Annotated in this window: 20 protein-coding genes; 12 read left to right on the forward strand and 8 right to left on the reverse strand. The window is 67.3% G+C overall.

What is annotated here, in order from left to right:
- Positions 1 to 25: 25 nt before the first annotated feature.
- A complete protein-coding gene (locus tag ACTOWJ_RS17570; protein ID WP_441335913.1) occupies positions 26 to 376 on the reverse strand; it encodes a hypothetical protein in 351 nt (116 codons plus the stop codon).
- Positions 373 to 1164 carry a cytochrome C assembly family protein gene (locus tag ACTOWJ_RS17575; RefSeq protein WP_441335914.1) on the reverse strand — a complete coding sequence of 264 codons (792 nt, stop codon included), beginning with the start codon at positions 1162 to 1164 and terminating at the stop codon, positions 373 to 375. Before ACTOWJ_RS17575 ends, ACTOWJ_RS17570 begins: the two co-directional genes overlap by 4 nt.
- 228 nt (positions 1165 to 1392) lie before the next feature.
- Here ACTOWJ_RS17575 and ffh point away from each other — a divergent pair, with 228 nt between their 5' ends.
- From ffh to ACTOWJ_RS17615, 8 genes are all read left to right on the forward strand, one after another.
- On the forward strand, positions 1393 to 2760 hold the full coding sequence (gene ffh, locus ACTOWJ_RS17580; RefSeq protein ID WP_441335915.1) for a signal recognition particle protein: 1368 nt from the start codon (positions 1393 to 1395) through the stop codon (positions 2758 to 2760).
- A gap of 207 nt (positions 2761 to 2967) precedes the next feature.
- Positions 2968 to 3870: a hypothetical protein gene (locus tag ACTOWJ_RS17585; RefSeq protein ID WP_441335916.1), complete on the forward strand. Its 903-nt coding sequence runs from the start codon at positions 2968 to 2970 to the stop codon at positions 3868 to 3870.
- Between the two features lie 221 nt (positions 3871 to 4091).
- The gene (gene rpsP, locus ACTOWJ_RS17590) at positions 4092 to 4349 is read left to right on the forward strand and encodes a 30S ribosomal protein S16 (protein ID WP_441335917.1); all 258 of its coding nucleotides are present in this window, start codon (positions 4092 to 4094) and stop codon (positions 4347 to 4349) included.
- Positions 4350 to 4401: 52 nt separating this feature from the next.
- On the forward strand, positions 4402 to 4917 hold the full coding sequence (rimM, locus tag ACTOWJ_RS17595) for a ribosome maturation factor RimM (protein WP_441335918.1): 516 nt from the start codon (positions 4402 to 4404) through the stop codon (positions 4915 to 4917).
- 64 nt (positions 4918 to 4981) lie between these two features.
- The gene (locus ACTOWJ_RS17600) at positions 4982 to 5224 is read left to right on the forward strand and encodes a hypothetical protein (protein ID WP_441335919.1); all 243 of its coding nucleotides are present in this window, start codon (positions 4982 to 4984) and stop codon (positions 5222 to 5224) included.
- A 52-nt stretch (positions 5225 to 5276) separates the two neighbouring features.
- Positions 5277 to 6089, forward strand: a complete 813-nt coding sequence (gene trmD, locus ACTOWJ_RS17605) for a tRNA (guanosine(37)-N1)-methyltransferase TrmD (RefSeq protein ID WP_441335920.1) — start codon at positions 5277 to 5279, stop codon at positions 6087 to 6089.
- Positions 6090 to 6201: 112 nt separating this feature from the next.
- Positions 6202 to 6603, forward strand: a complete 402-nt coding sequence (gene rplS / locus ACTOWJ_RS17610) for a 50S ribosomal protein L19 (protein ID WP_441335921.1) — start codon at positions 6202 to 6204, stop codon at positions 6601 to 6603.
- Between the two features lie 294 nt (positions 6604 to 6897).
- Positions 6898 to 7263 carry a hypothetical protein gene (locus ACTOWJ_RS17615; RefSeq protein ID WP_441335922.1) on the forward strand — a complete coding sequence of 122 codons (366 nt, stop codon included), beginning with the start codon at positions 6898 to 6900 and terminating at the stop codon, positions 7261 to 7263.
- Positions 7264 to 7371: 108 nt separating this feature from the next.
- Here the strand turns inward: ACTOWJ_RS17615 and ACTOWJ_RS17620 are convergent, their stop codons facing one another.
- Positions 7372 to 8901 carry an MATE family efflux transporter gene (locus ACTOWJ_RS17620; protein WP_441335923.1) on the reverse strand — a complete coding sequence of 510 codons (1530 nt, stop codon included), beginning with the start codon at positions 8899 to 8901 and terminating at the stop codon, positions 7372 to 7374.
- A 246-nt stretch (positions 8902 to 9147) separates the two neighbouring features.
- Here ACTOWJ_RS17620 and ACTOWJ_RS17625 point away from each other — a divergent pair, with 246 nt between their 5' ends.
- Entirely contained in the window at positions 9148 to 9570 is a 423-nt protein-coding gene (locus ACTOWJ_RS17625) for an RNA-binding S4 domain-containing protein (protein WP_441335924.1), read from the forward strand.
- A gap of 2 nt (positions 9571 to 9572) precedes the next feature.
- Here ACTOWJ_RS17625 and ACTOWJ_RS17630 read toward each other — a convergent pair whose 3' ends face one another.
- Positions 9573 to 10052 (reverse strand): Lrp/AsnC family transcriptional regulator, encoded by a 480-nt coding sequence (locus tag ACTOWJ_RS17630; RefSeq protein ID WP_441335925.1) that lies wholly within the window; start codon positions 10050 to 10052, stop codon positions 9573 to 9575.
- A gap of 89 nt (positions 10053 to 10141) precedes the next feature.
- Between ACTOWJ_RS17630 and ACTOWJ_RS17635 the strand changes: the two genes are divergently transcribed.
- The gene (locus ACTOWJ_RS17635; RefSeq protein ID WP_441335926.1) at positions 10142 to 11341 is read left to right on the forward strand and encodes a trans-sulfuration enzyme family protein; all 1200 of its coding nucleotides are present in this window, start codon (positions 10142 to 10144) and stop codon (positions 11339 to 11341) included.
- 201 nt (positions 11342 to 11542) lie between these two features.
- Here ACTOWJ_RS17635 and ACTOWJ_RS17640 read toward each other — a convergent pair whose 3' ends face one another.
- On the reverse strand, positions 11543 to 12181 hold the full coding sequence (locus ACTOWJ_RS17640) for a DUF937 domain-containing protein (RefSeq protein WP_441335927.1): 639 nt from the start codon (positions 12179 to 12181) through the stop codon (positions 11543 to 11545).
- A 546-nt stretch (positions 12182 to 12727) separates the two neighbouring features.
- Entirely contained in the window at positions 12728 to 14908 is a 2181-nt protein-coding gene (gene katG / locus ACTOWJ_RS17645; RefSeq protein WP_441335928.1) for a catalase/peroxidase HPI, read from the reverse strand.
- A 493-nt stretch (positions 14909 to 15401) separates the two neighbouring features.
- On the opposite strand from katG, the gene ACTOWJ_RS17650 reads away from it, so the two are divergent.
- Positions 15402 to 15608, forward strand: a complete 207-nt coding sequence (locus tag ACTOWJ_RS17650; protein WP_441335929.1) for a hypothetical protein — start codon at positions 15402 to 15404, stop codon at positions 15606 to 15608.
- 169 nt (positions 15609 to 15777) lie between these two features.
- Here ACTOWJ_RS17650 and ACTOWJ_RS17655 read toward each other — a convergent pair whose 3' ends face one another.
- Positions 15778 to 19128, reverse strand: coding sequence for an AAA family ATPase (locus ACTOWJ_RS17655; protein WP_441335930.1), 3351 nt, complete (start codon positions 19126 to 19128; stop codon positions 15778 to 15780).
- Positions 19129 to 19404: 276 nt separating this feature from the next.
- Entirely contained in the window at positions 19405 to 22026 is a 2622-nt protein-coding gene (gene mutS, locus ACTOWJ_RS17660; RefSeq protein WP_441335931.1) for a DNA mismatch repair protein MutS, read from the reverse strand.
- A 906-nt stretch (positions 22027 to 22932) separates the two neighbouring features.
- Here mutS and ACTOWJ_RS17665 point away from each other — a divergent pair.
- The gene (locus ACTOWJ_RS17665; protein WP_441335932.1) at positions 22933 to 24021 is read left to right on the forward strand and encodes a hypothetical protein; all 1089 of its coding nucleotides are present in this window, start codon (positions 22933 to 22935) and stop codon (positions 24019 to 24021) included.
- Positions 24022 to 24047: the final 26 nt, after the last annotated feature.

Here is a 24047-nt window from a genome sequence, read left to right on the forward strand (position 1 = left end):
CGCTCGTCCGACGCCACGATCGGGTTCAGTGGCGCGACTGCGATTCGCGGCTGGGCATGCGAATGACCTGGATCGCCACAGCGATCATCACCAACAGGACGAAGGCCGCCACCAGCACCGCGAAGTCGTTCCAGCCGCCGGCCTTCAGGTAGGCCCAGGTGTCGTGGGCGCCGCACATTTCCCACTTGGCGTTGGGCACCACCGTCCAGTAAATCCGGCCGGCCTGCAGGTAGGCCGGAGCGTTGTCGCGGCACGAACGCATCACGAGGGCGCCCAGAACCAGAAACGGCATGGCGCAGGCGCCCAGCGACCACGCCACGACCCAGATCAGCATGGCGCCGTCGTACAACCAACGCAGCGGACCGCCTTGGCTCATTGCCGGCGCAGTACCAGTTCGAGCACGAACTTGCTGCCGAAGAAGGCCAGGATCAGCAGCGCCATCGCCGCCAGGGTCCAGCGCACCGCGACCACGCCGCGCCAGCCGTAACGCCAGCGGCCCAACAGCAGGCCGCCGAAGGCCAGCCACGACAGCACGCTGAGCACGGTCTTGTGCACCAGATGTTGGGCGAACAGGTTCTCCACGAACAGCACGCCGCTGAGCAAGGTTCCCGTCAGCAGCACGAAACCGACCGCGATGGTGCGGAACAGCAGGCTCTCCAGTTCCACCAGCGGCGGCAGCGCGCGCAGCCAGCCGTGGAATTCGCGCCGGCGCAAGGCGCGCTCCTGCATCCACAGCATAAGCGCGAACAGCGCCGCGACCGCCAGGGTGGCGTAGGCGAGCAGCGCCATCCATGCGTGCAACTGCAGGCGCCAGTCCAGCGGCTCGGGATGCTGGACATGGCCGTAGATCTGATAACCGGCCAGCATCAGCGCCGACAGCGGAAACACCACCACGCCCAGCGCGGCCATGCGCCCGGAGGCGCCGACGATCGCGGTCAGCACCGACATGCCCAGCCCGACCAGCGACAATGCGGCGAAGAAATGCAGATCCGCGCCGCCGGCGGTACGCCAGGCCACGAAGTGCGCGGCGCCGTGCAGCAGCACCGCGAAATTGGCCGGCAGCAGCCACAAGCGCGCGCTGCGGCCGCGGTTGCGGCGCACCGCCGAAACCAGCAATCCGGCCGCGGTCAGATAGAGAACGACGGCGATGAGAACGATTGTCATCGCCGAAGTGTGGCATAGCGGCGAGGCGATCCGCAGCGCCGCGGCGGCTCTTAATGTCGCAGCTTCGCCGTTTTGCCTCCGCGCAGCGTCGCCGGACCGGACCACAACCAGGTGCAACTAGGGACATCCGGGCCGCGGGGCTATACTTCGCGGCCCCATCAGCCCCATTCGGCAAGGCGCCCGGACTCCGTCCCGGCCGCGCCGGCCCTAAAGCCCAGGTAGCGCGCAATGTTCGAATCCCTGACCCAACGCCTCTCCGGCACCATCGAGCGCCTGCGTGGCCGCGGCCGTCTGACCGAGGAAAACATCCGCGAATCGCTGCGCGAGGTGCGCATCGCCCTGCTCGAGGCCGACGTGGCCCTGCCGGTGGTGCAGGCGCTGATCGAACGCATCAAGGTGCGCGCGGTCGGCCAGGAAGTGCTCAAGTCGCTGACCCCGGGCCAGGCGCTGATCAAAGTCGTGCGCGACGAGCTGACCACGGTCATGGGCTCACAGGCCGCCGATCTGAATCTCAACGTGCCGGCGCCGGCGGTGATCCTGATGGCCGGCCTGCAGGGCGCGGGCAAGACCACCACGGTCGGCAAGCTCGCCAAGCACCTCAAGGAACGGCGCAAGAAGAAAGTGATGGTGGTTTCGGCCGACGTCTACCGCCCGGCCGCGATCGAGCAGCTCAAGCAGTTGGCCGAACAGGTCGACGTGCTGTTCTTCCCCTCCAACGCTTCACAGAAGCCCGAGGAGATCGCTCGCGCCGCGATCGCCGACGCGCGCAAGTCCTATGTCGACGTGCTGCTGATCGATACCGCCGGCCGCCTCGCCATCGACGAGGCGATGATGGCCGAGATCAAGGCGCTGCACGCCGCGGTCAATCCGGTGGAAACCTTGTTCGTGGTCGACTCGATGACCGGCCAGGACGCGGCGACCACCGCCAAGGCCTTCAGCGAGGCGCTGCCGCTGACCGGCGTGGTGCTGACCAAGACCGACGGCGACGCGCGCGGCGGCGCCGCGTTGTCGGTGCGCTACGTCACCGGCCGCCCGATCAAGTTCATCGGCGTGGGCGAAAAGCCCGACGGCCTGGACGTGTTCCATCCGGACCGCGTCGCCAGCCGCATTCTCGACATGGGCGACGTGCTGTCGCTGGTCGAGCAGGTCGAGCAGCAGGTCGACAAGGACAAAGCGCAGAAGCTCGCGGAAAAAGTCGCCAAGGGCAAGAAGTTCGACCTCAACGACATGAAGGACCAGCTCGAACAGATGCAGAACATGGGCGGCCTGCACGGGCTCATGGACAAGCTGCCGGGCATGGGCCAGATTCCCGACGCGGTCAAGAATCAGGTCACCGGCAAGGAAGTGCCGCGGATGGTCGCGATCATCAATTCGATGACCAGGAAGGAACGGCGCAACCCGACCTTGCTCAACGGCTCGCGCCGCGCGCGCATCGCCAAGGGCGCAGGTTTGACCCCGGCCGACGTCAACAAGCTGATGAAGCAGTATCAGCAGATGGAAAAGATGATGAGCAAGCTCTCCGGCGGCGGCATGAAGGGCCTGATGCGCGGCATGAAGGGCATGATGGGCGGCCGCGGCGGCATGCCGTTCCGCTGAGCGCGGCCGAGGCGCGAACGCATCCGAAAACGGCGGCCGATGGCCGCCGTTTTCGTTATCGCCGTCGGCTTCCGATTAGCCATCGCGCGCATTCTCGCGCGGGGAGACGGCTGCGCACTATGATGAGTCTGGTCGCCGCATTACCTCGGCGCGCGCGAACCAGGTTCAAGGAAGATGCCGAAGTCATCCATCTCACGGAGCGAGCAAATGCGATTTTCGAACACAGGCGCCAGCCTCGCGCTGGCGCTCGCCAGCGCACTGATTGCGCCGACGGCCTTGGCCGATACGCTGTTTTCCTTCTCCAGCCAACCAGGCGATCCGATCGGCCTGGGCGAGTCGAAGACCTACACCGAGGCCGACGCGACGCTGTCGGTCGATGGCGATTCGCGCCATGCGATCGTCCGTGTCGAACAGGGCAGCGACCAGTGGTACATCTCCCTGGGCGCGCCGCCGGCGCAGTCGTTTCAACTCCAGCGTTATCCCGAGGCCGAGAATCCGACCCGTCGTACCGGACGCGCCCCGTACGTGTATCTGTCCACCAACGGACGGCGCTGCAACGATGCGTGGGGCGAAATCCGCATCCGCCAGTTCGCCACCGACGCCAGCGACCGCATCACTGCGCTGGAGGCGCTGGTGTTGCAGCGCTGCGAAGCCGCCGAGGCGCCGGTGCTGGCCGGCGTGATCCGCTACAACACCGCGCCGCTGTCGCTGGCCTTGGACAGCGATCCCGGCGATTACGTGGGGCAGGGACTGAACAAGGACTATTACGGCGACAGCTCCGTGTTCCAGCTGTGGGGCAGCGCCCAGGGCCTGGGTTACACGGCGAGCGGTCGGCGCGATCGCTGGAGCGCCGAACTGTTACCGCCGCTCGGCCAGGCCTTGCGGGTCGGGACGTTCCCGATCGCCGAGGCGGCCGATGCCGTCCATGCCGGATTCAGGTTCGAGCGCCCGGACCGCCGTTGTCCGAGGATCAGCGGCGGCAGCCTGCAGATCCAGTCGATCCAGTTCGATCCGGGCGACGGCTCGGTCAAGGCGCTGCACGCGCAGTTCGTCCAGCGTTGCGACGGTTCGAGCGAGGAACTGCGAGGGACGATCCGTTACCAGGCCTGAGGCAGCCAGGCGTTTGAGCGGCGGCTTGGTGCCCGGAAACGCCGGCCCGCGGACGCGGGCGGTGATTCGCGATCCGGCGGCCGGGCCGGCGTCGGGTGAGGCGGGGATGGCCGGCCATCCCTGTCCGCCATGGGCGGGAGTTTGCCCAAGCCGTGGAATAGGTTAGACTTTCCGGCTTACCCCGTCATTCCGACGGCTGGGCAACACAGGAAAGCAGACCCATGGTCAAGATTCGACTGACCCGCGGCGGCGCCAAGAAGCGTCCGTTCTACCACATCATCGTCACCGACAGCCGCAGCGCCCGCGACGGCCGCAACATCGAGCGCGTCGGTTTCTACAACCCGGTCGCCAATGGTGCCGAGAAGCGCGTCGAGCTCAACGTCGAGCGCGTCAAGCACTGGGTTTCCCAGGGCGCTCAGCTGACCGACAAGGTCGCTGATCTGTACAAGCAGGCGGTCAAGGCCGCTCCGGCCGCTTGAGCCGGCGGGCCGCGCACCGCTCCGGCGGATCGCGCGGCCCATCTGTCGCACTATGAGCGATTCTTCGCGCCGCATCCTGCTGGGCAGGGTGCTCGGCGCCTTCGGCATTCGCGGTGAAGCCAAGCTCGAGTCCTGGACCGAGCCGCGCGCTGCGATTTTCCGCTATCAGCCCTGGATCGTGCGCGACCCGCAGGGCCGCGAGCGCGAGCTGTCGGGCGTGCGCGGCCGCGAAAGCGGCAAGTTCCTGATCGCCAACTTCCCCGACGTGACCGACCGCGAAACGGTCGAGGCCATGCGCGGCACCGAAATCTACGTTCCGCGTTCGGTCCTGCCGCCGCCGAAAGACGGCGAGTACTACTGGGTCGATCTGGAAGGCCTGCGCGTGGTCACCACGCAGGGCGTCAGCCTGGGCACCGTCTCGCATTTGTTCGCCACCGGCGCCAACGACGTGCTGGTCGCCCGCGACGACGAACGAGAGCGCATGATTCCGTTCGTGATTCCGCAGTACGTGCTGTCGGTCGATTTCCAGGCCAATGTGGTCACGGTCGACTGGGATCCCGAGTTCTAGGCGCACTCGCTCGATCCCGGCGCGAGTGTCGTGTGCTTTCACCGGATACTCCTGCGAGGTCGATATGCGCGTCGCGATGGCCGGTAATACCCTGGCGCCCGCTTACTCGGTGCTGTTGAAGAAAGGCTATGCGGTCGAGCGGCATCCCGATTTGTCGGGCTGGTGTTGTGCGAGCAAGGACGGATATTCGTTTCTTGCCGAAAATCCGGTGGAACTGCTGGGCTTGATCGCGATGCTCGAAGTGCGCGGCGAGGCCTGGCAGGCTTCGGATCGGGAAGTGGGCCAGTTCCTCCAGCAATTGGCCTGAGCGCGATCGCGTTTACGGCTTCATCGTTCAATCCAGCGGTTCCAGCCGATCCATGCGCATCGATCTCATCAGCCTGTTCCCCGAATTCGTCGCGCAATGCGCGGCGTTCGGCGTGGTCGGCCGCGCGGGCGAACGCGGGCTGCTGTCGCTGTACGGTTTCAATCCGCGCGATTACGCCGAAGGCAATTACCGCCGGGTCGACGAACGTCCGTTCGGCGGCGGCCCGGGCATGGTGATGCTGATCGATCCGCTGCGCGCGGCGATCGCCGCCGCGCGCGCGGCCGATCCGACGCCGGCGCGGGTGATCTACATGAGCCCGCAGGGCGCGCGGCTGGATCAGGCCAAGGTACGTGAACTGGCGAGCCACGAGCGCCTGATCCTGCTGTGCGGCCGCTACGAAGGCGTCGACGAGCGCCTGATCCGCGCCGAAGTCGACGAGGAAATCTCGATCGGCGATTACGTGCTGTCCGGCGGCGAACTGGCCGCGGCGGTGATCGTCGACGCGGTCGCCCGGCTGCAGGACGGCGCGCTCGGCGATGCCGAATCGGCGGTGCAGGACAGTTTCGAGGACGGGCTGCTGGATTGCCCGCACTACACCCGTCCGGTCGAGCACGAGCTGGGCTCGGTGCCGGCGGTGCTGATGTCCGGCAACCACGCCCAGATCGCCCAATGGCGCCGGCAGCAGTCGCTGGGCCGGACCTGGCAGCGCCGCCCGGATCTGCTGAACGAGGCCGCCCTGTCCAAGGCCGACCGCAAGCTGCTGGCCGCGTACCAGGCCGAAGTGGCGGCAGCCGAAGCCGCGGAAAACGGTTCCAGCGCCGCCACCGAGGCCAGCGCCGGGCCCGATTCCGGTCCGGCCGCCTGAGCCACTAGCGGCGCGGTAAAAAATCCCGCTATAATTAGCCGCTTAGCTGTAACCATGCCATGACGCGGGTCCACGTGCACTCGCGCAACAACTAATCCAACAGGCCATAGCCATGAACAAGCCCTCGCTCCACACCCTGCTGCAGAACTTCGAAGCCGAACAGATCACCCGCAAGCTGCCCGACTTCGGCCCCGGCGACACCATCGTCGTCAACGTCAAGGTCAAGGAAGGCAACCGCGAGCGCGTCCAGGCCTATGAAGGCGTGGTCATCGCCATCAAGAACGGCGGCCTGAACTCCTCGTTCACCGTGCGCAAGATCTCGCACGGCTTCGGCGTCGAGCGCGTGTTCCAGACCCACAGCGCGATCATCGACTCGGTCGACGTCAAGCGCCGCGGTAAGGTCCGCGCCGGCAAGCTGTACTACCTGCGTGGCTTGGAAGGCAAGAAGGCGCGCATCAAGGAAGATCTGGCCGCCTACGCGCGCGCCAAGAACGCTGCTGCGGCCGCCGAGTAATTCCCCGCGTCGCGCGCGATGCGCGCAGCGCCAGCAACGGCCGCCGCAAGGCGGCCGTTTGCGTTTGCGGCCGTGCTCGCGTCGCTTTCGTTGCTCCACGCCCCGACAGCGCAGGGTGGTCGGATGACGCCGCGAGCGCGATGTTCCCGGCATGGCCGCCTGCCGCCACGGCGATGGCCGCGATTGCCCCACCGATTGGCCGTCCGCGACGCTGTGCGCCGCGCCCGGTTCGCGCTAGATTCCCGACGCGGCCCGTCCGCAGTCGAGGCCGCCCCCGCGGCAGGAGAGCGCAACGTGAATCCGGGTTTGTCCGAAGGCGACATCTGCACCTATCTGCGCAGCGACGGTGCGTGGGGATTCTTCTGGGTCCAGCGCATCGACGCCTTGCCCGACGGCCGCGACGCGCTTTCGCTACGCAAGTTCGACACCCACACCCGCGATGAGGTGCGGCTGGAACACGCCGCGGACGTGGCCGAACTCAAGACCGTGCGACTGCTCGGCCATTTCCCGATCGTCGGCACGCGCGTGGCCGAAGCCGAGCCGCGCGTGATCGGCAAGATGCCGGTGAGCGAGGTCGATCTGGAAGGCTATCGGATCTGGCGCGAGGCTTTCGACAAGGGCGAGGCCGGCGTGTTCACCCTGACGCTCGAGGAAATCTGACGCGGGCCGCGTCAGCGAACGGCGACGTCGGCGCAGCGGGTCTTCAAGGCGCCGGAACCACCACGCACGACGCGCGCGAGACGATCGAGCAGTGCGGCGCCCCTTTCGTCAGCGCGTCGGCCGATCGGGCAGGGCGTCGCGCGCGATATCGGCGACTTCCTCCGGACTGGTGTCGGCGACCGGCGCCGGCGGTTGCGCGGCGATTTCCGCCGGCGTGGCGATGGTCTGCGCGGCGATCGGCGCGGCCACGCGCTCGGGCGCGGCCATCATGCGCGCACGACGCCAGCCGCCCCAGCGGTAATACGCCATCGAGATCAGCATCGAGCACAGCGCGCTGACCGGGAAACTCCACCACAGCGCGTCCATGCCGATCACTGGCTGCAGCAAGGTCGCGAACGGCACGCGGATGCCCCACAGCGCAAATCCCAGGATCAGCAGCGGCGGGATCACCGCGCCGGTGGCGCGGACCACGCCGGAGATCACGAAGGTCACGCCGAAGAACAAGAACGACCACACCGAGATGTGATTGAGATGGCGCGCGATCTCGAACGACGCGCTGCCTTCGGGCAGGAACAGCGCCAAGGTGTAGCGATCGAACAGAATCAGCGGCGCGATTAGCGCGCCGGTCATCAGGAAATTGAACAAGGTGCCGGTGCGCGCGGTCGCGCCGACCCGGTCCCAGCGACCGGCGCCGACGCTCTGCGCGGCGATCGACGAACAGGCCGCGCCGATCGCCATCGCCGGCATCTGCACGTAGGTCCACAGTTGCAGCGCCGCTCCGTAACCCGCCGCGGTGGTGGTGCCGTGCGCGTTGACCAGACTGATCATCGCGATCATCGCCAGCGAGATCAGCACCATCTGCAGCCCCATCGGCACGCCCTTGACGATCAGCGCGCGCAGCACGCCCGGATCGATCTTCAGCAGATGCGCGTCCTGGCGCCCGAGCCACAGCACGTGGCGCTTGCCTCGCAGATACAGCAGCATCGCCGCCAGACTCAGGCCCTGGGCGAAGAACGTCGACAGCGCCGAACCGGCGATGCCCATCGCCGGAACCGGGCCCCAGCCGAAAATCAGCAGCGGATTGAGCGCGATGTCGAGCACCACCGACATCAGCAGGAACCGGAACGGCGTGCGCGAATCGCCGGCGCCGCGCAGCGCCGCGGAGATGAAGGCGAAGGCATAGATGAAGGGCATCGACAGGAAGATCACCTGCAGATACTGCTCGGCCAGCAGCAGCGCCGGCGCCGGCGTGCTCATCGCGCGCAGCACCCGGTCGGCCATGAACCAGCCGCCGAACGCGATCAACACCGACAAGCCGATGAAGAACGTCGCGCTGGTGCCCATGATCCGGCGCGCGCGTTCGGTGTCGCGGCCGCCGATGGCCTGGCCGATCAGGATGGTCGCGGCCATGCCGATGCCGAACATCGAACCGATCAGGAAGAACATGATGTTGTTGGCGTTGGCCGTCGCGGTCAGCGCGGCTTCGCCGAGGTAGCGGCCGACCCAGATCGAATTGATCGAACCGTTGAGCGACTGCGCGGCGTTGCCGGCCATGATCGGCAGCGCGAAGGAAATCATGGTGCGGCCGATCGGGCCTTCGGTCAGCAGATGGCTGCCGCGAGGAGGGCTGGGGGCCATGGCGGGATCCGGGCGGGGATGGCGCAGTATGCCGCCAGCGCGGGTGATCGGATCGTGCGCGGGCCGTGTACGGTTTGGCGAACGCGGTCAACGATTCGTGTTCGCGCGGCCGTCGGCGGCGATCGAGGACGCGTGGCCGATGCCGATCCCCCGCCGATGCCCCGCCGATCCCGCGTCGGGAATCGCCGCGTTTTCCAATCCCCGCGTGGCTTCCTTCGACCGATCGCGATGGTATCTTTCGCGCCGATGAGCAAGCACGAACAAACGCACGCCGTGCCGCCCGCCGCATCGGTCCGTCTGGACCTGTGGCTGTGGGCCGCGCGCTTTTTCAAGACCCGCAGCCTGGCCCGGCAGGCGGTCGACACCGGCAAGGTCGAAGTCGGCGGACAGCGCGCCAAGGCCTCGCGCACCTTGCGCGTGGGCGATGAACTACGCGTGGTGCGCGGCGAGGAGATCTTCGAGATCGCCGTGACCGGTCTGAGCGACACCCGCGGACCGGCCAGCGTCGCGCAGACGTTGTACGCGGAGACGGAGGCCTCGCGCGCCGCGCGCGAGCAACTGCGCGCCCTGCGCACGGCCGAGCGCAACGGTTACCGCGCGCCGGACACCAAGCCCGACAAACGCGCGCGCCGGCTGATCAAGGCCTTGGGCGATCTCGACGCGCTGTAACCTCAGTCGGCGTCCTCGCGCGCATACACCGGCAGTTCCGGATTGCGTCGGAACTCGAAGATCAGGCGTGTTTCGATATGGCCGACCTCGTCGCGTTCGGTGAACGCGGTGAGGGCGAAATCGCGCAAGTGATCGCTGTCGCGCACGCCGACATGGACCAGGAAGTCGTCGGCGCCGGCGACGTGATAGAAGGCCAGCACTTCCTCCAGTTGCAGCAGATGCTCGTGGAAGCTGTCGACCAGTTCGCGCGAATGCCGGGTCAGGCGCACCGCGATCATCGCCTGCAGGCCGATACCGACCGCGGCCGGCGCGACCTCGGCGTGGAAGCCCAGCAGGGCGCGCGATTCGCGCAAACGCCGGATCCGCTCCAACGCGGTCGAAGGCGCCACGCCGACGCGTTCGGCGAGATCCTTGTTCGGCAGCCGCGCATTATTTCGCAGCAGCCTCAGCAGGGCGAAGTCGATTCGGTCCAGGTCGTTCATTGGGCGCATTCACGGAATAATGTTCGGCCGGAGTATCGCACGAAGAATATTGTTCCAGAATAGGCGCGAAACCCAAAAGGATCGTCGCCATGACCCGATTCGAGACCCGCGCCGTGCATGCCGGCCGCGAAGACTTCGCCCAGTTATGCGTGCACGCGCCGCCGCTGGACCTGTCGACCACCTATCCGGTCGCCGATCTGGACGCGGGCACTGCGAGTTTCGATGCCCTGGTCGCCGGCCACGCCCAGGCGGCGAACCCGATCTATGCGCGGCTGCACAACCCGACCGTGGCCCGCGTCGAAGCCGCCCTGGCGCAACTGGAAGGCACCCAGGCCTGCGTCGCGTTCGCCTCGGGCATGGCCGCGCTGACCGCGGTGTTGCTCGAACGCCGCCAGCACGGCGCGCATGTGCTGGTGGTGCGACCGCTGTACGGGACGGCCGACCATCTGCTGGCGAGCGGCTTGTGCGGGCTGCAGGTTGAGTTCGTCGACGCCGAGCAGATCGCAGACCGGGTGCGCGGCGACACCGCCTTGATCGTGATCGAAACGCCCGCCAATCCGACCTTGGATCTGGTCGACATCCGTGCGGTCGTGGCCGCCGCCGGGTCGGTGCCGGTGTTGGTGGATTCGACCTTCGCCACGCCGCTGCTGCAGAACCCGGCCGAACCGGGCGCGAGTTACGTGTTGCACAGTGCGACCAAATTCCTCGGCGGCCATGGCGACGTGATCGCCGGGGTGGTGTGTTGCGATGAGGCGCGCGCGCAGCCGCTACGGACCGTGCGCGCCGCGACCGGCGCGTTGCTGCATCCGCTCGCGGCTTACCTTCTGCATCGAGGGCTGCCGACCCTGGCCTTGCGGGTGGAGCGCGCGCAGGCCAATGCGCAGACGCTCGCCGCGCGCGTGGCCGCGCATCCGGCGGTCAAGCGCGTGCACTATCCCGGGCTGGGCACGGTGCGCAACGCGCATCTGGTTCAATCGCAGATGCGCGGCCCGGGCTGTCTGCTCGCATTCGAACTGCACGGCGGCCATGCCGCCGCCGCTGCGACGATGGCGGCGGTGAGGCTGATGACTCCGGCAGTGAGTCTGGGTTCGGTCGACACGCTGATTCAACATCCGGCGGGTCTGACCCATCGCGTGGTCGCCGAAGCCGATCGGCGCGCCAACGGGATCACGCCGGGCCTGTTGCGGCTGTCGGCCGGTATCGAGCATGCCGAGGATCTGTGGAGCGATCTGGCTCAGGCCTTGGATGCGGCGATGGTCGCGTCGTCGCCGCGAGCGGCCGCGGCCTAGGCGATTGCGGCGCGCTCTGCGATGGCAGGAAATGTCGGGCCGGGTGGATGCGGCGCCGGTCGCTTCGCGATCCGTCGTTGGCCGACGAAGCTGTCCGGTATGCGCGAGTGTCTGAAACGAAAACGGCCACGTCGGAACGTGGCCGTTTTGTCGATGGGGGCTATCGTCGGTCGCGCTCGGACAACGAACGCGGCGATCGCCTCAGCGCTGACCGCCGCCGCCGAGCAGGCCGCCGCCGATCTTGAGCAGGTCGCCGATGCCGAGCTGACCGTCGCCGTCCTGGTCCAGCACCGAGCTGAGCAGGCCGCCGGCCGAACCCTGCTGCTGGATGCGCTGATGTTCCTGGCCGAGGGCGTCGCCCAGGGCCTGCGGCGACGCGGCGTTCTGGTTGCCGCCGGAGAACATGCGCTGGGCCAGATACGACAACACGATGGGCGCGAGCAGTTTCAGCAGCGTATTGGCCTGGCTGCCTTCCAGTCCGGTGGCCTGGCCCAGGCCCTGCGCCGCGGTTTCCTGGCGGCCGCCGAAGATGTGGCCGAGGATGCCGGCGCCGTCGGTCTGGCGGTTGCCGCCGCCACCGCCGAGCACCGCGCCGAGCACGCTGCCCAGGTCCAAGCCGCCGGCCGCGGGCGCGGCATGGTCGCGCTGCAGCGCGCCGAACAGCGCCTCGGCGCCCTGCGGCTGGCTGGCGTTGCGGCCCAGCGCGCCGAGCAGCAGCGGCAGCGCCGCACTGACCGCGTTCTGAGTCTGCGGTTGCGACAGTCCGAGTTGGCTGCCCAGTTGCGCCAGCGGCTGGCCCTGAAGCTGGTTGAGAAGATCGTCGGTCAGCGAGGCGCTCATGAGGAAGTTCCAGGTACGGGGAGAGCAGATGCTAGCGCCGGGTCGTTAGTGCCAGGTGATGCCGGAAGGCGCGAATTGGCGGGTGGCGTCGCGGCTGTGTGGGTGTGGTGGGGGCGTTATGCAACCAGGGCACTCGCGGTGTTGTCGATGGCGTCCGTCCGGGTGGATCGAGCCCTCGATGCTTTTTGTCGAAAAGCCTTTCAGGTCCGGTGTTTTTGTTTCAGGCCGGACCGAAAAGCGTCGGGGCTGAAGCTCCCTCCCACAAAGAGGTGCAGGTTTAGATGATCTTGTGGGGAAGCGTTTCAGGTCCGGTGTTTTGTTCCAGGTCGGACCGAAAAAAGCGTCGGGGCTGAAGCTCCCTCCCACAAAGAAGTGCAGGTTGAGTTGCTCTTGTGGGAGGGAGCTTTAGCCCCGACGCTTTTCGGTCAGGCTTAGGGCCGCTTTTGCCGCTGCATCGAAGCGGCGCAGCAAAAAAACGCCCGGCTCAGGCCGGGCGCAAAGTTCACACAGGGTCTGTCGATGTCGGCGAACGATTCGCCGGCGCAATCAGGTCAGGTCGAAGCGGTCCTGGCTCATCACCTTGTCCCAGGCCGCGACGAAGTCGTGGACGAATTTCTCCTTCGCATCGGAGCTGGCGTAGACCTCGGCCAGCGCGCGCAGCTGCGAGTGCGAGCCGAACACCAGGTCGACGCGGGTGCCGGTCCACTTGACTTGGCCGGTCTTGCGGTCGCGGCCTTCGAACACGTCCTGCGCGTCCGAGTTCGGCTTCCACACCGTGCCCATGTCGAGCAGGTTGACGAAGAAGTCGTTGCTGAGCGCATCGGCGCGCTGGGTGAACACGCCGTGCTTGCTCTGATCGGCGTTGGCGCCGAGCACGCGCAGGCCGCCGACCAGCACGGTCAATTCGGGCGCGCTGAGGTTGAGCAACTGCGCTTTGTCGATCAGCAGCGATTCGGCGGTGACGCTGAACTTGCCCTTGAGGTAGTTGCGGAAACCGTCGGCGACGGGTTCGAGCGCCGCGAAGGATTCCACGTCGGTCTGCTCGGCCGTCGCGTCGGTGCGGCCCGGGGTGAAGGGCACCTTGACCGGGACGCCGGCGTTGCTGGCGGCCTGTTCGACGCCGGCGTTGCCGGCCAGCACGATCAGGTCGGCCAGCGAGACTTTCTTGCCGCCCGATTGCGCGGCGTTGAAGTCCTTCTGGATGCCTTCGAGCGTGGCGAGCACCTTGGCCAACTGTTCGGGCTGATTGACCTGCCAATCCTTCTGCGGTGCCAGACGGATGCGTGCGCCGTTGGCACCGCCGCGCTTGTCCGAACCGCGGAAGGTCGAGGCCGAGGCCCAGGCGGTGGAGACCAATTGCGACACCGGCAGGCCCGAGGCGAGGATCTTGGCCTTGAGCGCGGCCGTGTCCTGCGCATCGATCAGCGGATGATCTACGGCCGGAACCGGGTCCTGCCAGATCAGCACTTCGGCCGGGACTTCCGGACCGAGGTAGCGCGGGCGCGGACCCATGTCGCGGTGGGTCAGCTTGAACCAGGCGCGGGCGAAGGCGTCGGCGAACTGATCGGGATTTTCGAAGAAGCGCCGCGAGATCTTTTCGTAGGCCGGATCCAAGCGCAGCGACAAGTCGGTGGTGAGCATGGTCGGTGCGCGGCGCTTGTTCGGATCGTGCGCGTCGGGGATCTTGTCCGCGCCGGCGCCGTCCTTCGCGACCCACTGATGGGCCCCGGCCGGGCTCTTGCTCAGTTCCCACTCGAAACCGAACAGGTTGGCGAAGAACTCGTTGCTCCATTGCGTCGGCGTGCTGGTCCAGGTGACTTCCAGGCCGCTGGTGATCGCGTCGCCGGCCTTGCCGCTGCCGAAGCTGTTGCCCCAGCCCAGGCCTTGTTCGGCGATGTCGGCGCCTTCGGGTTCGCGGCCGACGTGCGATTCGGGGCCGGCGCCGTGGGTCTTGCCGAAGGTGTGGCCGCCGGCGATCAGGGCGACGGTCTCTTCATCGTTCATGGCCATGCGCGCGAAGGTCTCGCGGATGTCGCGGGCCGCGGCGATCGGATCGGGATTGCCGTTGGGACCTTGCGGATTGACGTAGATCAAGCCCATCTGCACGGCGCCGAGCGGATTCTCCAACTGGCGGTCGCCGGTGTAGCGCTTGTCGCCGAGCCACTCGATTTCGCTGCCCCAGTACACGGCTTCTTCCGGTTCCCATACGTCGGGGCGGCCGCCGGCGAAGCCGAAGGTCTTGAAGCCCATCGACTCCAGCGCGACGTTGCCGGTGAGGATCATCAGATCGGCCCAGGAAATCTTGTTGCCGTACTTCTGCTTGATCGGCCACAGCAGGCGGCGGGCTTTGTCGAGGTTGCCGTTGTCGGGCCAGCTGTTGAGCGGAGCGAAGCGTTGCTGGCCGGCACCGGCGCCGCCGCGGCCGTCGAAGGTGCGGTAGGTACCCGCGCTATGCCAGGCCATGCGGATGAACAAGGGGCCGTAATGGCCGAAGTCGGCCGGCCACCAGTCCTGCGAATCGGTCATCACCGCATGCAGGTCTTTCTTCACCGCGGCCAAGTCCAGGGTCTTGAACGCCTGCGTGTAATCGAAGTCCGGGTCCATCGGATCGGACTGCGGGGTTTGCTGGTGCAAGACCTTGAGGTTGAGCTGGTCCGGCCACCAGTCGCGGTTCGACGTACCGCCGCCGGCGGTGTGGTTGAACGGACATTTGCTTTCGTTTGACATGGGTTATCTGCCTTTGACGGTGGGAACCAACGACGGGTTCGGTTGCGGGGCGCGGATGGCGATACGCGACGGGCCGGCGCGGCGGCTCGTGCGTGGGATGCTCAGGAAGGGGCCGCGTGCGAGCGCTGCCGATGCTCTCCCAGCGCGGCGGCTGAGGCCGCGATCGCTGCAATCGAGGGACGTTCGTTCGGCTGGCTCATCGCTGGCGCTCCGTGTCACGAGGGGACCGACAGACGATAGGTCGGTATGACCCTCATGTGAAATCGATCCTTTCGACGTATCCGATAGGGCTTGGCTATGGTTAGGCGGCGCGCACGCTGGCGCGCCGCACGATGATGGAAGCGCATCGAGGGCAGTGGTGTGACCGTGCGCGGGAATTGTGCGCGGCGATGCTCGCCGCGCCCGTGGTGCCTTGCAACATCGCCGTACAGTCGGCGAGCCCGGCCGGACGGTCGGCGCGGTGGAAACCGATCAATACTCAGGAGAGGCACGGATGAAGCGGATCGATCTGCGTTGGGCGGCGATGGCCGCGCTGGTGTTCGGGCTGGGCATGGGCGCGACGGCGTCGGCGTCCGACCCGGCTTGCTACAGCGCCTGCCAGGAACAGTTGAACGATTGCATCGCCCAGGCCGGCGGCGGCAGTACCCGGCATTGCGGGCGGCAGTATCGCGAGTGCACGTCGGCTTGCGAGTTGGAGTGAGGTTGATGTAGGTCTAGCGACATCGATTGGCGTCGTGATCGGCTGCTTGCGCGGTCGCGGCTCGCGCCGCTCCTACAGGTAGCCCATGTAGGAGCGGCGCGAGCCGCGACCGCGACACTACGACTACGGCGGCGTTGTGGCGCGACGCCGCAAACGCCCACCCGTCGCCTCAATCCTCGCGCATCACATCGAACTCGCCGGCCAGCACCCGGTCGAGGCGGCCGCTGCGCCAGCCGCGCATGCCGTCGCGCACCAAGGGCGAGGGCGCCTGGCGATAGCGGCGGCAGATCCGACGTTCGCCCTCCGGCGCGCCCTGCGATTGGCGCGGCCGGCCGGGAAGATCGGGCGCGACCTGCACCAGCACCGACACGCGATGGGTGGTGTCGTCGACCTTGCCCTCGAAAATGTGCAGGCCCGATTCGTTCTCCAGCAGGTCGAACGCGCCGAAACCGCTGACCGCCAGCCACGCGCTGCAGCGCTCGCGATCCTCGCGCAGCACCTGTACGCGCATGTTGCGGCGCTGCGCCCAGCCCTGGTACATGGCGAGCACGCGTTGCCACCACAGGCGCAGGTCGTCGCCGTGGCGTTGCTGCGCCGACTCGCTGATGTCGATCTCCACCAGCGCATCCTGCGGCCGCTGCGCACGCAGCGCGTCCACCGCCAGCCCCAGCAGGAACAGCAGTTGGGTCAGCGATTGGGCGAAGCTGGCGTTGCCGCCGTCGCGGCTGAGCCGTTGGTGCATGCGCACGGCGGTGTCGAGCGCGCTTTCGATGCGGTCGCGGCGTTCGATCCGGTCGAGCACGCCGTGGCGTTCGGCCGAGTTCCAGAACTCCGACGCGGACATGCGCGCGTAGTCGGCCTCGCGCTCGCCGCGCCATTGCAGGCCCAGCACCAGGTCCTCCAGCGCCGCCAGCCGCGCGTCCAGGCGCGCGACCGCGTCGGTATCGGTGGCCGGCGCATACACCAGATCGCGCAGGTCGTCGCTTTCGCGGGCGGGTTCGGGCCCGGTGCCGGTGGCCGGCGGCGCAGCGAGCGAACGCTCGGGGTCGATGAATTCGACCTCGAGCTTGTCGCCGGCGCTGCGCACGAACAGGAACTGGTCGCCCTGCGGCGCGCGGTGTTCGACGATGCTGCGCGCCAGCGGCGCGAGCAAATAATGCTCGATCGCGCGCCGCAACGGCCGCGCGCCCAGGTCGGGAGTGAAGCCGCGGTCGAGCAGGAACTCGATCGCCGAGGGCTCCCATTCCACCGACCAGTCGCGATTGCGCAGGCCGCGCCGGGTCAGCACGCGGCCGAGTTCCTTGTGCAGGATCTCGCGCATCAGGCTGCGGTCGAGCGGATTGAACAGCACCACCCGGTCGAGCCGGTTGATGAATTCGCGGCGGAAGGTTTCGAACAACGCCTTCTCCACCGCGTCGCGCGAATAACCGCCGCGCACCGAGGTGAAGCCCGGGCCGGCGCTGCGCGAAATGGTCGAGCCGACATTGCTGGTCAGGATGATGATGCTGTGGCGGAAGTCGGCGGTGTGGCCGCTGCGATCGCTCAGGCGCGCGTCGTCGAACACCTGCAAGAACAGATCCCAGACCTTGGGATGGGCTTTTTCGAATTCGTCGAGCAACACCACCGAGAACGGCTGCTCGCGGATGCGCGAGGTCAGCGAGCGCACGCCGCTGGCGCCGCCTTCGTCGGCGGTCAGGCGCCAGGCCGAGTCTTCGGACTGGAACTCGCTCATGTCCAGGCGCAGCAGGCGTTCGTCGCTGCCGAACAGCAATTCGCCCAGCGCCTTGGCCAGTTCGGTCTTGCCGGTGCCGGTGGGACCGGCGAACAGGAACACGCCGATCGGCCGGCCGTTGTCGGTCAGGCCGGCCTTGAGCAGGGCGATGCGGTCGAGCAGGGCGTCGACGGCTTCGTCCTGGCCGATCACCCGCTGGCGGAAGAACGCGCGCAGGCGTTCCAGGTCCAGGCTCTGGCGATCGTCGATGACGTCCAGCGGCAGGCCGCTGCGCTGGGCGATGGTCGCCAGCAGGCGTTCGGCGTCGAGCGGCAACTGCGGCGGTTCCTGCGCGCAGGCCGCCTGCAGGGCATCGCCGAGCAGGCGCAGCAACCGGCCGGGTTCTTGCTGTTCGGGGAAATACTGCGCGGCCATGCGCGCGGCTTCGCCCAGGGTGCGCGCGTCGGCGACCGGGCGGCCGAGGCGTTCGCCTTCCACGCGCGCCCATTCGGCGGCGATGGGTTCCAACGCCGCCGCTTCGATCGGCGCGACGTTGAGGATTTCGAAGTGATGCTTGATCACCGAACGGGCGACCAGCAACTGCGCCAACTGGCGCGGCGTGATCTCGCCGATCACCAGCAACTGGCCGCGTTCGATCGCCGGCAGCAACAGATCGAGCACGCCGTGCGGATCGTGCTTGTGCGAGCCCTTGTTGAGCAGATCGAAGAACTCCGGCGCGCGCCACAACGCGCGCTTGCGGTTGAGCACCGACAGCATTTCGCGCACGCGCGCTTCCAATTCGCCGATGTAGACCTGGCCGGACAGGATCTCCGCGGCCGAGGCTTCGAACAACAGCCAACCTTCGCCGCGCAGGCGTTCGCACAGCTGGTCGATCAGCACGGTCTTGCCGACGCCGTGTTCGCCGGAGACCAGCACGGATGCGGCCGGATCGCCGTTCAGCAATTCGTACAGACGATCGAGCTGGCGGCTCTGCGCCTCGTGGGGAATGCGCACCTGCGGCTTGGGCGCGGCGTTGACCCGGCCGAAGGCGCCGAGCACGCGGCCTTCGCGACGCGCGCTGGCGGCGAGCTCGACCTGTTCCAGCAACGGCTCCAGCAGCGGCGAGGCGAAGCGCTTGAGGGTCTCGCGCAACTGGGTGGCGTTGTTCTCCTCCATTTCGTCGAGCGCGGGCGCCGGCGGGGCGTAACCGAATCCGCCGGCCCATTGCAGGTAGTCGCGCAGCTGTTGCCGCACCGGCGCGAAATCCCACCACCACGGCTGCGCGTGGCGCATCAGCTTGGGCAGGTCCTCGCCGGTGTCGAGCGTGCGCAGGTACTCGATCAAGAAATGCAGCGGGTAGCCGCCGAACTGGCCGGCGTGCTCGATCACCGATTCGGGCAGGATGTCGTCGCGCCGCGGCAAGGCCTTGGTGATCATCGATTGCAGCACGTAGCCGGTGCCGCCGAGTTGGCGCAGCAGGTCCTCGCCGCTGAAGGCGTCACTGGCGACCAAGTCCACGCCTTGGTGGAACTCGGGCAGGGCCAGCAGATCCTGCGGGCGCTGGATGCGCTCGTCGACGGCGTCGATTTCGCGGACTAACCGAAAAAGTCGATCTTGCGGCGATTCGCTACTGTCCGAAGCCGTTTCAACCGGCGCCGTGGCCTGTTCTTCGTCTTTCCCGACCGAAGCCTCGGCGGCATCCGGCACGGAAGCGGCGGCGAGCGCGACGGCGGCTTTGGGTTCGGTGCGATAAAGGCGGGCGAGGATCAAGCCCGCGACCAGGCCGACGACGAATAACAAGGCTTCCACAGGCGCTCCGGTGTCCGTTCCGGGCGACAGTTTAGCGGGTCGGTCGCTGCGGGCAGTGCGATGCGCGTAGCGCACTGCGCAGAGGAACCACGAGGTCTATTGTGGGAGGGGCTTCAGCCCCGACGCTCTTGTCTCCGGCCGCAGCGGGCCGCACTACATCGCGACCCGACCGAAAAGCGTCGGGGCTGAAGCCCCTCCCACAATAGACCTCATGGTTTATGCGGGCACCACCAGGGCTGCGGCAATCTGGGTGCCACGGCCCGTAGCGGCTGCGGATCAGACCAGCGCCTTGATCCGATACAACGCTTCCAACGCCTGCTTCGGGGTCAGTTCATCCGGGTCGACTTCCGCCAGCGCATCCAGCGCGGCCGAGGACGGCGCGGCGAACAGGCCGAACTGCTGCGGCGCGTCCAGCGCGGCCTTGGCGAAGGACGGCTTGGGCGTTTCGCGGCCTTGTTGTTCCAGTTCGATCAGACGCCCGCGCGCCTGTTTGACCACCGACTTGGGCAGCCCGGCCAAGGCGGCCACCTGCAGGCCGAAGCTGCGATCGGCCGGGCCGTCCTTGACCGCGTGCATGAACACCAACTGGTCGCCCCCGTTTTTATCGTGATGCTCCACCGCATCCAGATGCACGTTGGCGATGCCGTTGCCGGGTTCGGCCAGCGCGGTGAGTTCGAAGTAGTGCGTGGCGAACAAGGTGTAGGCGCGGTTGCTGTGGGCCAGGTGGCGCGCGCAGGCTTCGGCCAGGGCCAGACCGTCGTAGGTCGAAGTGCCGCGGCCGATCTCGTCCATCAGCACCAGCGACTGGTCGGTGGCGTGGTGCAGGATGTAGCTGGTTTCGCTCATCTCGACCATGAAGGTTGACTGGCCGCGGGCAAGGTCGTCGCCGGCGCCGATGCGGGTCAGGATGCGGTCGATCGGTCCGATCAGCGCGCGCGAGGCCGGCACGAAGCTGCCGATGTGGGCGAGCAGCACGATCAGCGCGTTCTGGCGCATGTAGGTCGACTTACCGCCCATGTTCGGACCGGTGATGACCAGCATGCGGCGGCCGTTGTCTTCGTCGAGGATCAGATCGTTGGGTTCGAACGGTTCGTTGCGTACCGCCTCGACCACCGGATGGCGGCCGCGTTCGATGCGCAGGCCCGCCGATTCGGCCAACTCCGGGCGCGACCAATCCAGCGACGCGGCGCGTTCGGCGAAGCCGCACAGCACGTCCAGTTCCGACAGCCCGGCGGCGCAGCGCTTGAGCGGTTCGAGTTGTTCGTTGAGCGCGTCGAGCAGTTGTTCGTACAGCAGCCGCTCGCGCGCCAGCGAGCGTTCGCGCGCCGACAGCACCTTGTCCTCGAACTGCTTGAGCTCTTCGGTGATGTAGCGCTCGGCGTTGCTGAGCGTCTGCCGGCGGGTGTAGTGGGTCGGCGCTTTTTCGGCCTGGGCCTTGCTGATTTCCAGGTAGTAACCGTGGACCCGGTTGTAGCCGACCTTGAGTGTGGGAATGCCGCTGCTGGCGCGTTCGCGCGCTTCCAGGTCGATCAGGAACTGATCGGCGTTGGTCGACAGCGTGCGCAGTTCGTCGAGTTCGGCGTCGAAACCGGCGGCGAACACGCCGCCGTCGCGGGCCAGCACCGGCGGCTGCGGCACGATCGCTTCGGCCAGCAGATGCGCATGCGCATCGTGTTCGCCCAGCGAGGCGCACAGTTCGGCCAGGCGCGGGGCATCGAGCGGCGCGAGGATCTTGCGCACGTCCGGCAGCAGGCCCAGGCCGTCGCGCAACGTCGACAGGTCGCGCGGACGCGCGCTGCGCAGGGCGATGCGCGAGAGGATGCGCTCCAGATCGCCGAGCGCGCGGAAACGTTCGCGTACGTCGTCGCCGGCGTGGCTTTCGATCAGCGTGGCCACGGCCTGGTGGCGATGGCGCAGCACGTCGCGATCGCGCAGCGGCCGATGCAGCCAGCGCCGCAGCAGGCGGCCGCCCATCGGCGTGACCGTGCTGTCGAGCACGCCGAGCAGGGTGGTGCGGCTGTCGCCGTCGATGCGGCTGTCGAGTTCCAGATGGCGGCGGGTGGCGGCGTTCATCGCGATCGCGCCGTCGCCCGATTCGATCGCGATCGAAGTCAGGTGCGGCAGGCGCTGTTTCTGGGTTTCTTCGACATAGCCCAGCAGCGCGGCCGCCGCGGCGGTCGCCAGCGGTTTGTCTTCCAGGCCGAAGCCGGACAGATCGTGCAGGCCGAAGAAACGCAGCAACTGGCGGCGGCCGCTGTCGACGTCGAACAGCCACGGCGGCCGGCGGCGCATGCCGTTGCGTTGCGCCAGGAACGGCGCCCAGCCGTCTTCGTCGGGCATCAGCACTTCGGCCGGCTCCAGCCGCGCGATTTCGGCTTCCAGCGCGTCCTCGCTGGCGACTTCGTTGACCAGGAAGCGGCCCGCGGCGAGGTCGGCCCAGGCCAGGCCCCAACCGTTCTTGCCGCGCGACACCGCCATCAGCAAGGTGTCGCGGCGCTCGTTGAGCAGCGCCTCGTCGGTGACCGTGCCCGGGGTGATCACGCGCACGACCTTGCGTTCGACGATGCCCTTGGCCAGCGCCGGGTCGCCGATCTGTTCGCAGATCGCCACCGATTCGCCCAGCGCGACCAGGCGCGCCAGATAGCCTTCGGCCGAATGGTGCGGCACGCCGGCCATCGGGATCGGCTGGCCGGCCGAGGCGCCGCGCTGGGTCAGGGTGATGTCGAGCAGACGCGCGGCCTTGCGCGCGTCGTCGTAGAACAATTCGTAGAAATCGCCCATGCGGAAAAACAGCAGCACATCGGGGTGCTCCGCCTTGGCGGCGAAGAACTGCTTCATCAGCGGGGTGTGTTCGGCCGAGCCGTTGGCCGGCGACGGCTTTACAGAAGAATCAGACATTTAGCGGAATCGAAGGGGGATTGCGGAAGACCGGAGCCGAGACCGGGACGGGCGTGCCGGCGGCGTGGACTGCAATGGTAGCCGAGTGCCCGGGAAGGCTGGGGCCGGCCGCGGAACGGGCGGTTCATCGCGACGGTTGCGAATGCGCATCCGGGCACGGCAACCGCCGTTATTCCGCCGGCGCCGGCTGGAGCCGCCGATCGCCGTAGGTGCTGTCGGAAGGAAGGCCTGGGTGTTGGACGCGAGCGCCTGGTTTCATTGGTCACGACGTCGAGATTTCGATGACTTGACGGCCGATCCGTGCCGGACCGTCGCTGGCGGACGACCGGGGCCACACTGTGCACCTTGCGGCGTGCTACGGGGCTCTGGTTCCTGGGGAAGTGTTCCTCGCTGCCGACGATTCGAGCTGCAAGCCTTCAAGGAGGCCCGTATCGATCTGCCACTGCTGATCGATGCGCGATGTGGTTGATCGGACGCGCATCGACGGCTGGAGCTGGAGCTGCCTGCCGGCGATCAGGGCTGCTGGTTGAATACGGTCATGAAGTCGTTTTCGCGGAGCCCAGGCAACTTTCCTCAGTTAGACAGGTGCAGGTAGATCGCGCTTTTTTTCCTGAGTACGGTTTATCTGCACACGCCAAGTGCGAAAACGTGATGCAGCCCGGCGTGGCTGTTGCAGCGCACATTGCTTGTGCCTGGAACCGTACGCTAGCGTCCGGGGGCGATGGCAAGAGGAGCGATGCCGCAACGGTCTGGGCGTCCTCGTCGTCGATCGGGCCCGAATCGAGCTTGGATTGGGTTTGATTGGGCTTGATTGGGCTTGATTGGGCTTGTGAAGTGGCTCCCGCGTTTTTTCATCGGACACCAACGGGTGTTCGCCGCGCACATCATCTCCAAGGGGCATTAAGGATGAAGACTCTGTTCCGCAATACCGCGGGGCGGTGGCTCCCGGCTGTGGCGCTGCTCGCGCTCGCGGCCCCGGCCATGGCCAACACCCTCAACCAGAACGTGTCGTGGACCATCGACCGGGCCGGGACCAGCACCACGTATCGAGCCGTCGCCTACGGCGATTCGATCTTCGCCGGCTACAACGGCTCGATCAGCAATGCGGGCAAATACGCGGCGCCGACCGTGGATGCCGAGTACCTTTCGGCGCGCTGGAATGCCGATATCGAAAGCGTGCGCCGCGCCAAGTCCGGCGCGGTGGCGCGCGACGTCTACGAAAACAAGATCGTGGCCGAGCGTTCCTACATGCAGGCCGCTTCCACCCGTGTGGTGAGTTTCGAGATGTGCGGCAACGACGGCCTGCAGGCGCGATCGGCGTTCAAGGCGCAGACCGGAACCTGCGACTACAGCGGGATGGATGCGGCGATCAATTCCTGCAAGACCTATGTGGTGGCGGCGATGGACTACATCAACGCCAATGCGCACGCCAACACCCGGCTCAAGGTGATTTCCAATCTGTACTACCCCGGCTACAACGCCGACAACGTGCAGAGCGCGTGTCGGGATGCGGGCACCGGCCAGACGGTGAACATGCGCGACCGCTTCTTGCCCGCGATCGCCAAGATGAACTACTGGATGTGCGAGTACGCCAGCCAGAAGGGCTTCAAGTGCGTGGACAGTTTCGCCCAGTACATGGGCGCGGACTACGACAGCAACGGCGACGGTCAGACCGATTCCGACGCGCTGCGCTACGTGCTCGGCGAAAGCGAGGCCAGCTACATCAACCGCACCGCGGTCACTTTGCGTGCGACCTTGCGCGACGCCAACACCAAGCTCGTGTCGTCCTCCAGTTCGTTCGACTACATCCAGTCCGACGATACCCACCCGACTTACACCGGCGGCACGGTGTCGGCCGGACTCTGGGGCGGGACCACCGGCAGCGGTGCGCCGCGTTACTCCAGCTTCACCAATGGCCGCAACCCGATCTGGAACCAGTACGGGCACGAGCGCATGGGCTGGGCGTTGTCCGTCTATCAGCCGGCCAACCCCTGACCGACGAGTCCGACGGACGATCCAGC

This window comes from Lysobacter sp. CA199, assembly GCF_052078715.1.
Lineage (GTDB): Bacteria > Pseudomonadota > Gammaproteobacteria > Xanthomonadales > Xanthomonadaceae > Lysobacter.

Excerpts from the sequence above, each read along its gene's own strand:
- ACTOWJ_RS17650 (WP_441335929.1), top strand. The coding sequence starts at position 15,402 with ATGAAGCGGATCGATCTGCGTTGGGCGGCGATGGCCGCGCTGGTGTTC.
- ACTOWJ_RS17585 (WP_441335916.1), top strand. The coding sequence starts at position 2,968 with ATGCGATTTTCGAACACAGGCGCCAGCCTCGCGCTGGCGCTCGCCAGC.
- ACTOWJ_RS17635 (WP_441335926.1), top strand. The coding sequence starts at position 10,142 with ATGACCCGATTCGAGACCCGCGCCGTGCATGCCGGCCGCGAAGACTTC.
- rplS (WP_441335921.1), top strand. The coding sequence starts at position 6,202 with ATGAACAAGCCCTCGCTCCACACCCTGCTGCAGAACTTCGAAGCCGAA.
- ACTOWJ_RS17665 (WP_441335932.1), top strand. The coding sequence starts at position 22,933 with ATGAAGACTCTGTTCCGCAATACCGCGGGGCGGTGGCTCCCGGCTGTG.
- rimM (WP_441335918.1), top strand. The coding sequence starts at position 4,402 with ATGAGCGATTCTTCGCGCCGCATCCTGCTGGGCAGGGTGCTCGGCGCC.
- ACTOWJ_RS17575 (WP_441335914.1), bottom strand. The coding sequence starts at position 1,164 with ATGACAATCGTTCTCATCGCCGTCGTTCTCTATCTGACCGCGGCCGGA.
- ACTOWJ_RS17630 (WP_441335925.1), bottom strand. The coding sequence starts at position 10,052 with ATGAACGACCTGGACCGAATCGACTTCGCCCTGCTGAGGCTGCTGCGA.
- ACTOWJ_RS17640 (WP_441335927.1), bottom strand. The coding sequence starts at position 12,181 with ATGAGCGCCTCGCTGACCGACGATCTTCTCAACCAGCTTCAGGGCCAG.
- katG (WP_441335928.1), bottom strand. The coding sequence starts at position 14,908 with ATGTCAAACGAAAGCAAATGTCCGTTCAACCACACCGCCGGCGGCGGT.
- ACTOWJ_RS17600 (WP_441335919.1), top strand. The coding sequence starts at position 4,982 with ATGCGCGTCGCGATGGCCGGTAATACCCTGGCGCCCGCTTACTCGGTG.
- trmD (WP_441335920.1), top strand. The coding sequence starts at position 5,277 with ATGCGCATCGATCTCATCAGCCTGTTCCCCGAATTCGTCGCGCAATGC.
- ACTOWJ_RS17625 (WP_441335924.1), top strand. The coding sequence starts at position 9,148 with ATGAGCAAGCACGAACAAACGCACGCCGTGCCGCCCGCCGCATCGGTC.
- rpsP (WP_441335917.1), top strand. The coding sequence starts at position 4,092 with ATGGTCAAGATTCGACTGACCCGCGGCGGCGCCAAGAAGCGTCCGTTC.
- ACTOWJ_RS17570 (WP_441335913.1), bottom strand. The coding sequence starts at position 376 with ATGAGCCAAGGCGGTCCGCTGCGTTGGTTGTACGACGGCGCCATGCTG.
- ffh (WP_441335915.1), top strand. The coding sequence starts at position 1,393 with ATGTTCGAATCCCTGACCCAACGCCTCTCCGGCACCATCGAGCGCCTG.
- ACTOWJ_RS17620 (WP_441335923.1), bottom strand. The coding sequence starts at position 8,901 with ATGGCCCCCAGCCCTCCTCGCGGCAGCCATCTGCTGACCGAAGGCCCG.
- mutS (WP_441335931.1), bottom strand. The coding sequence starts at position 22,026 with ATGTCTGATTCTTCTGTAAAGCCGTCGCCGGCCAACGGCTCGGCCGAA.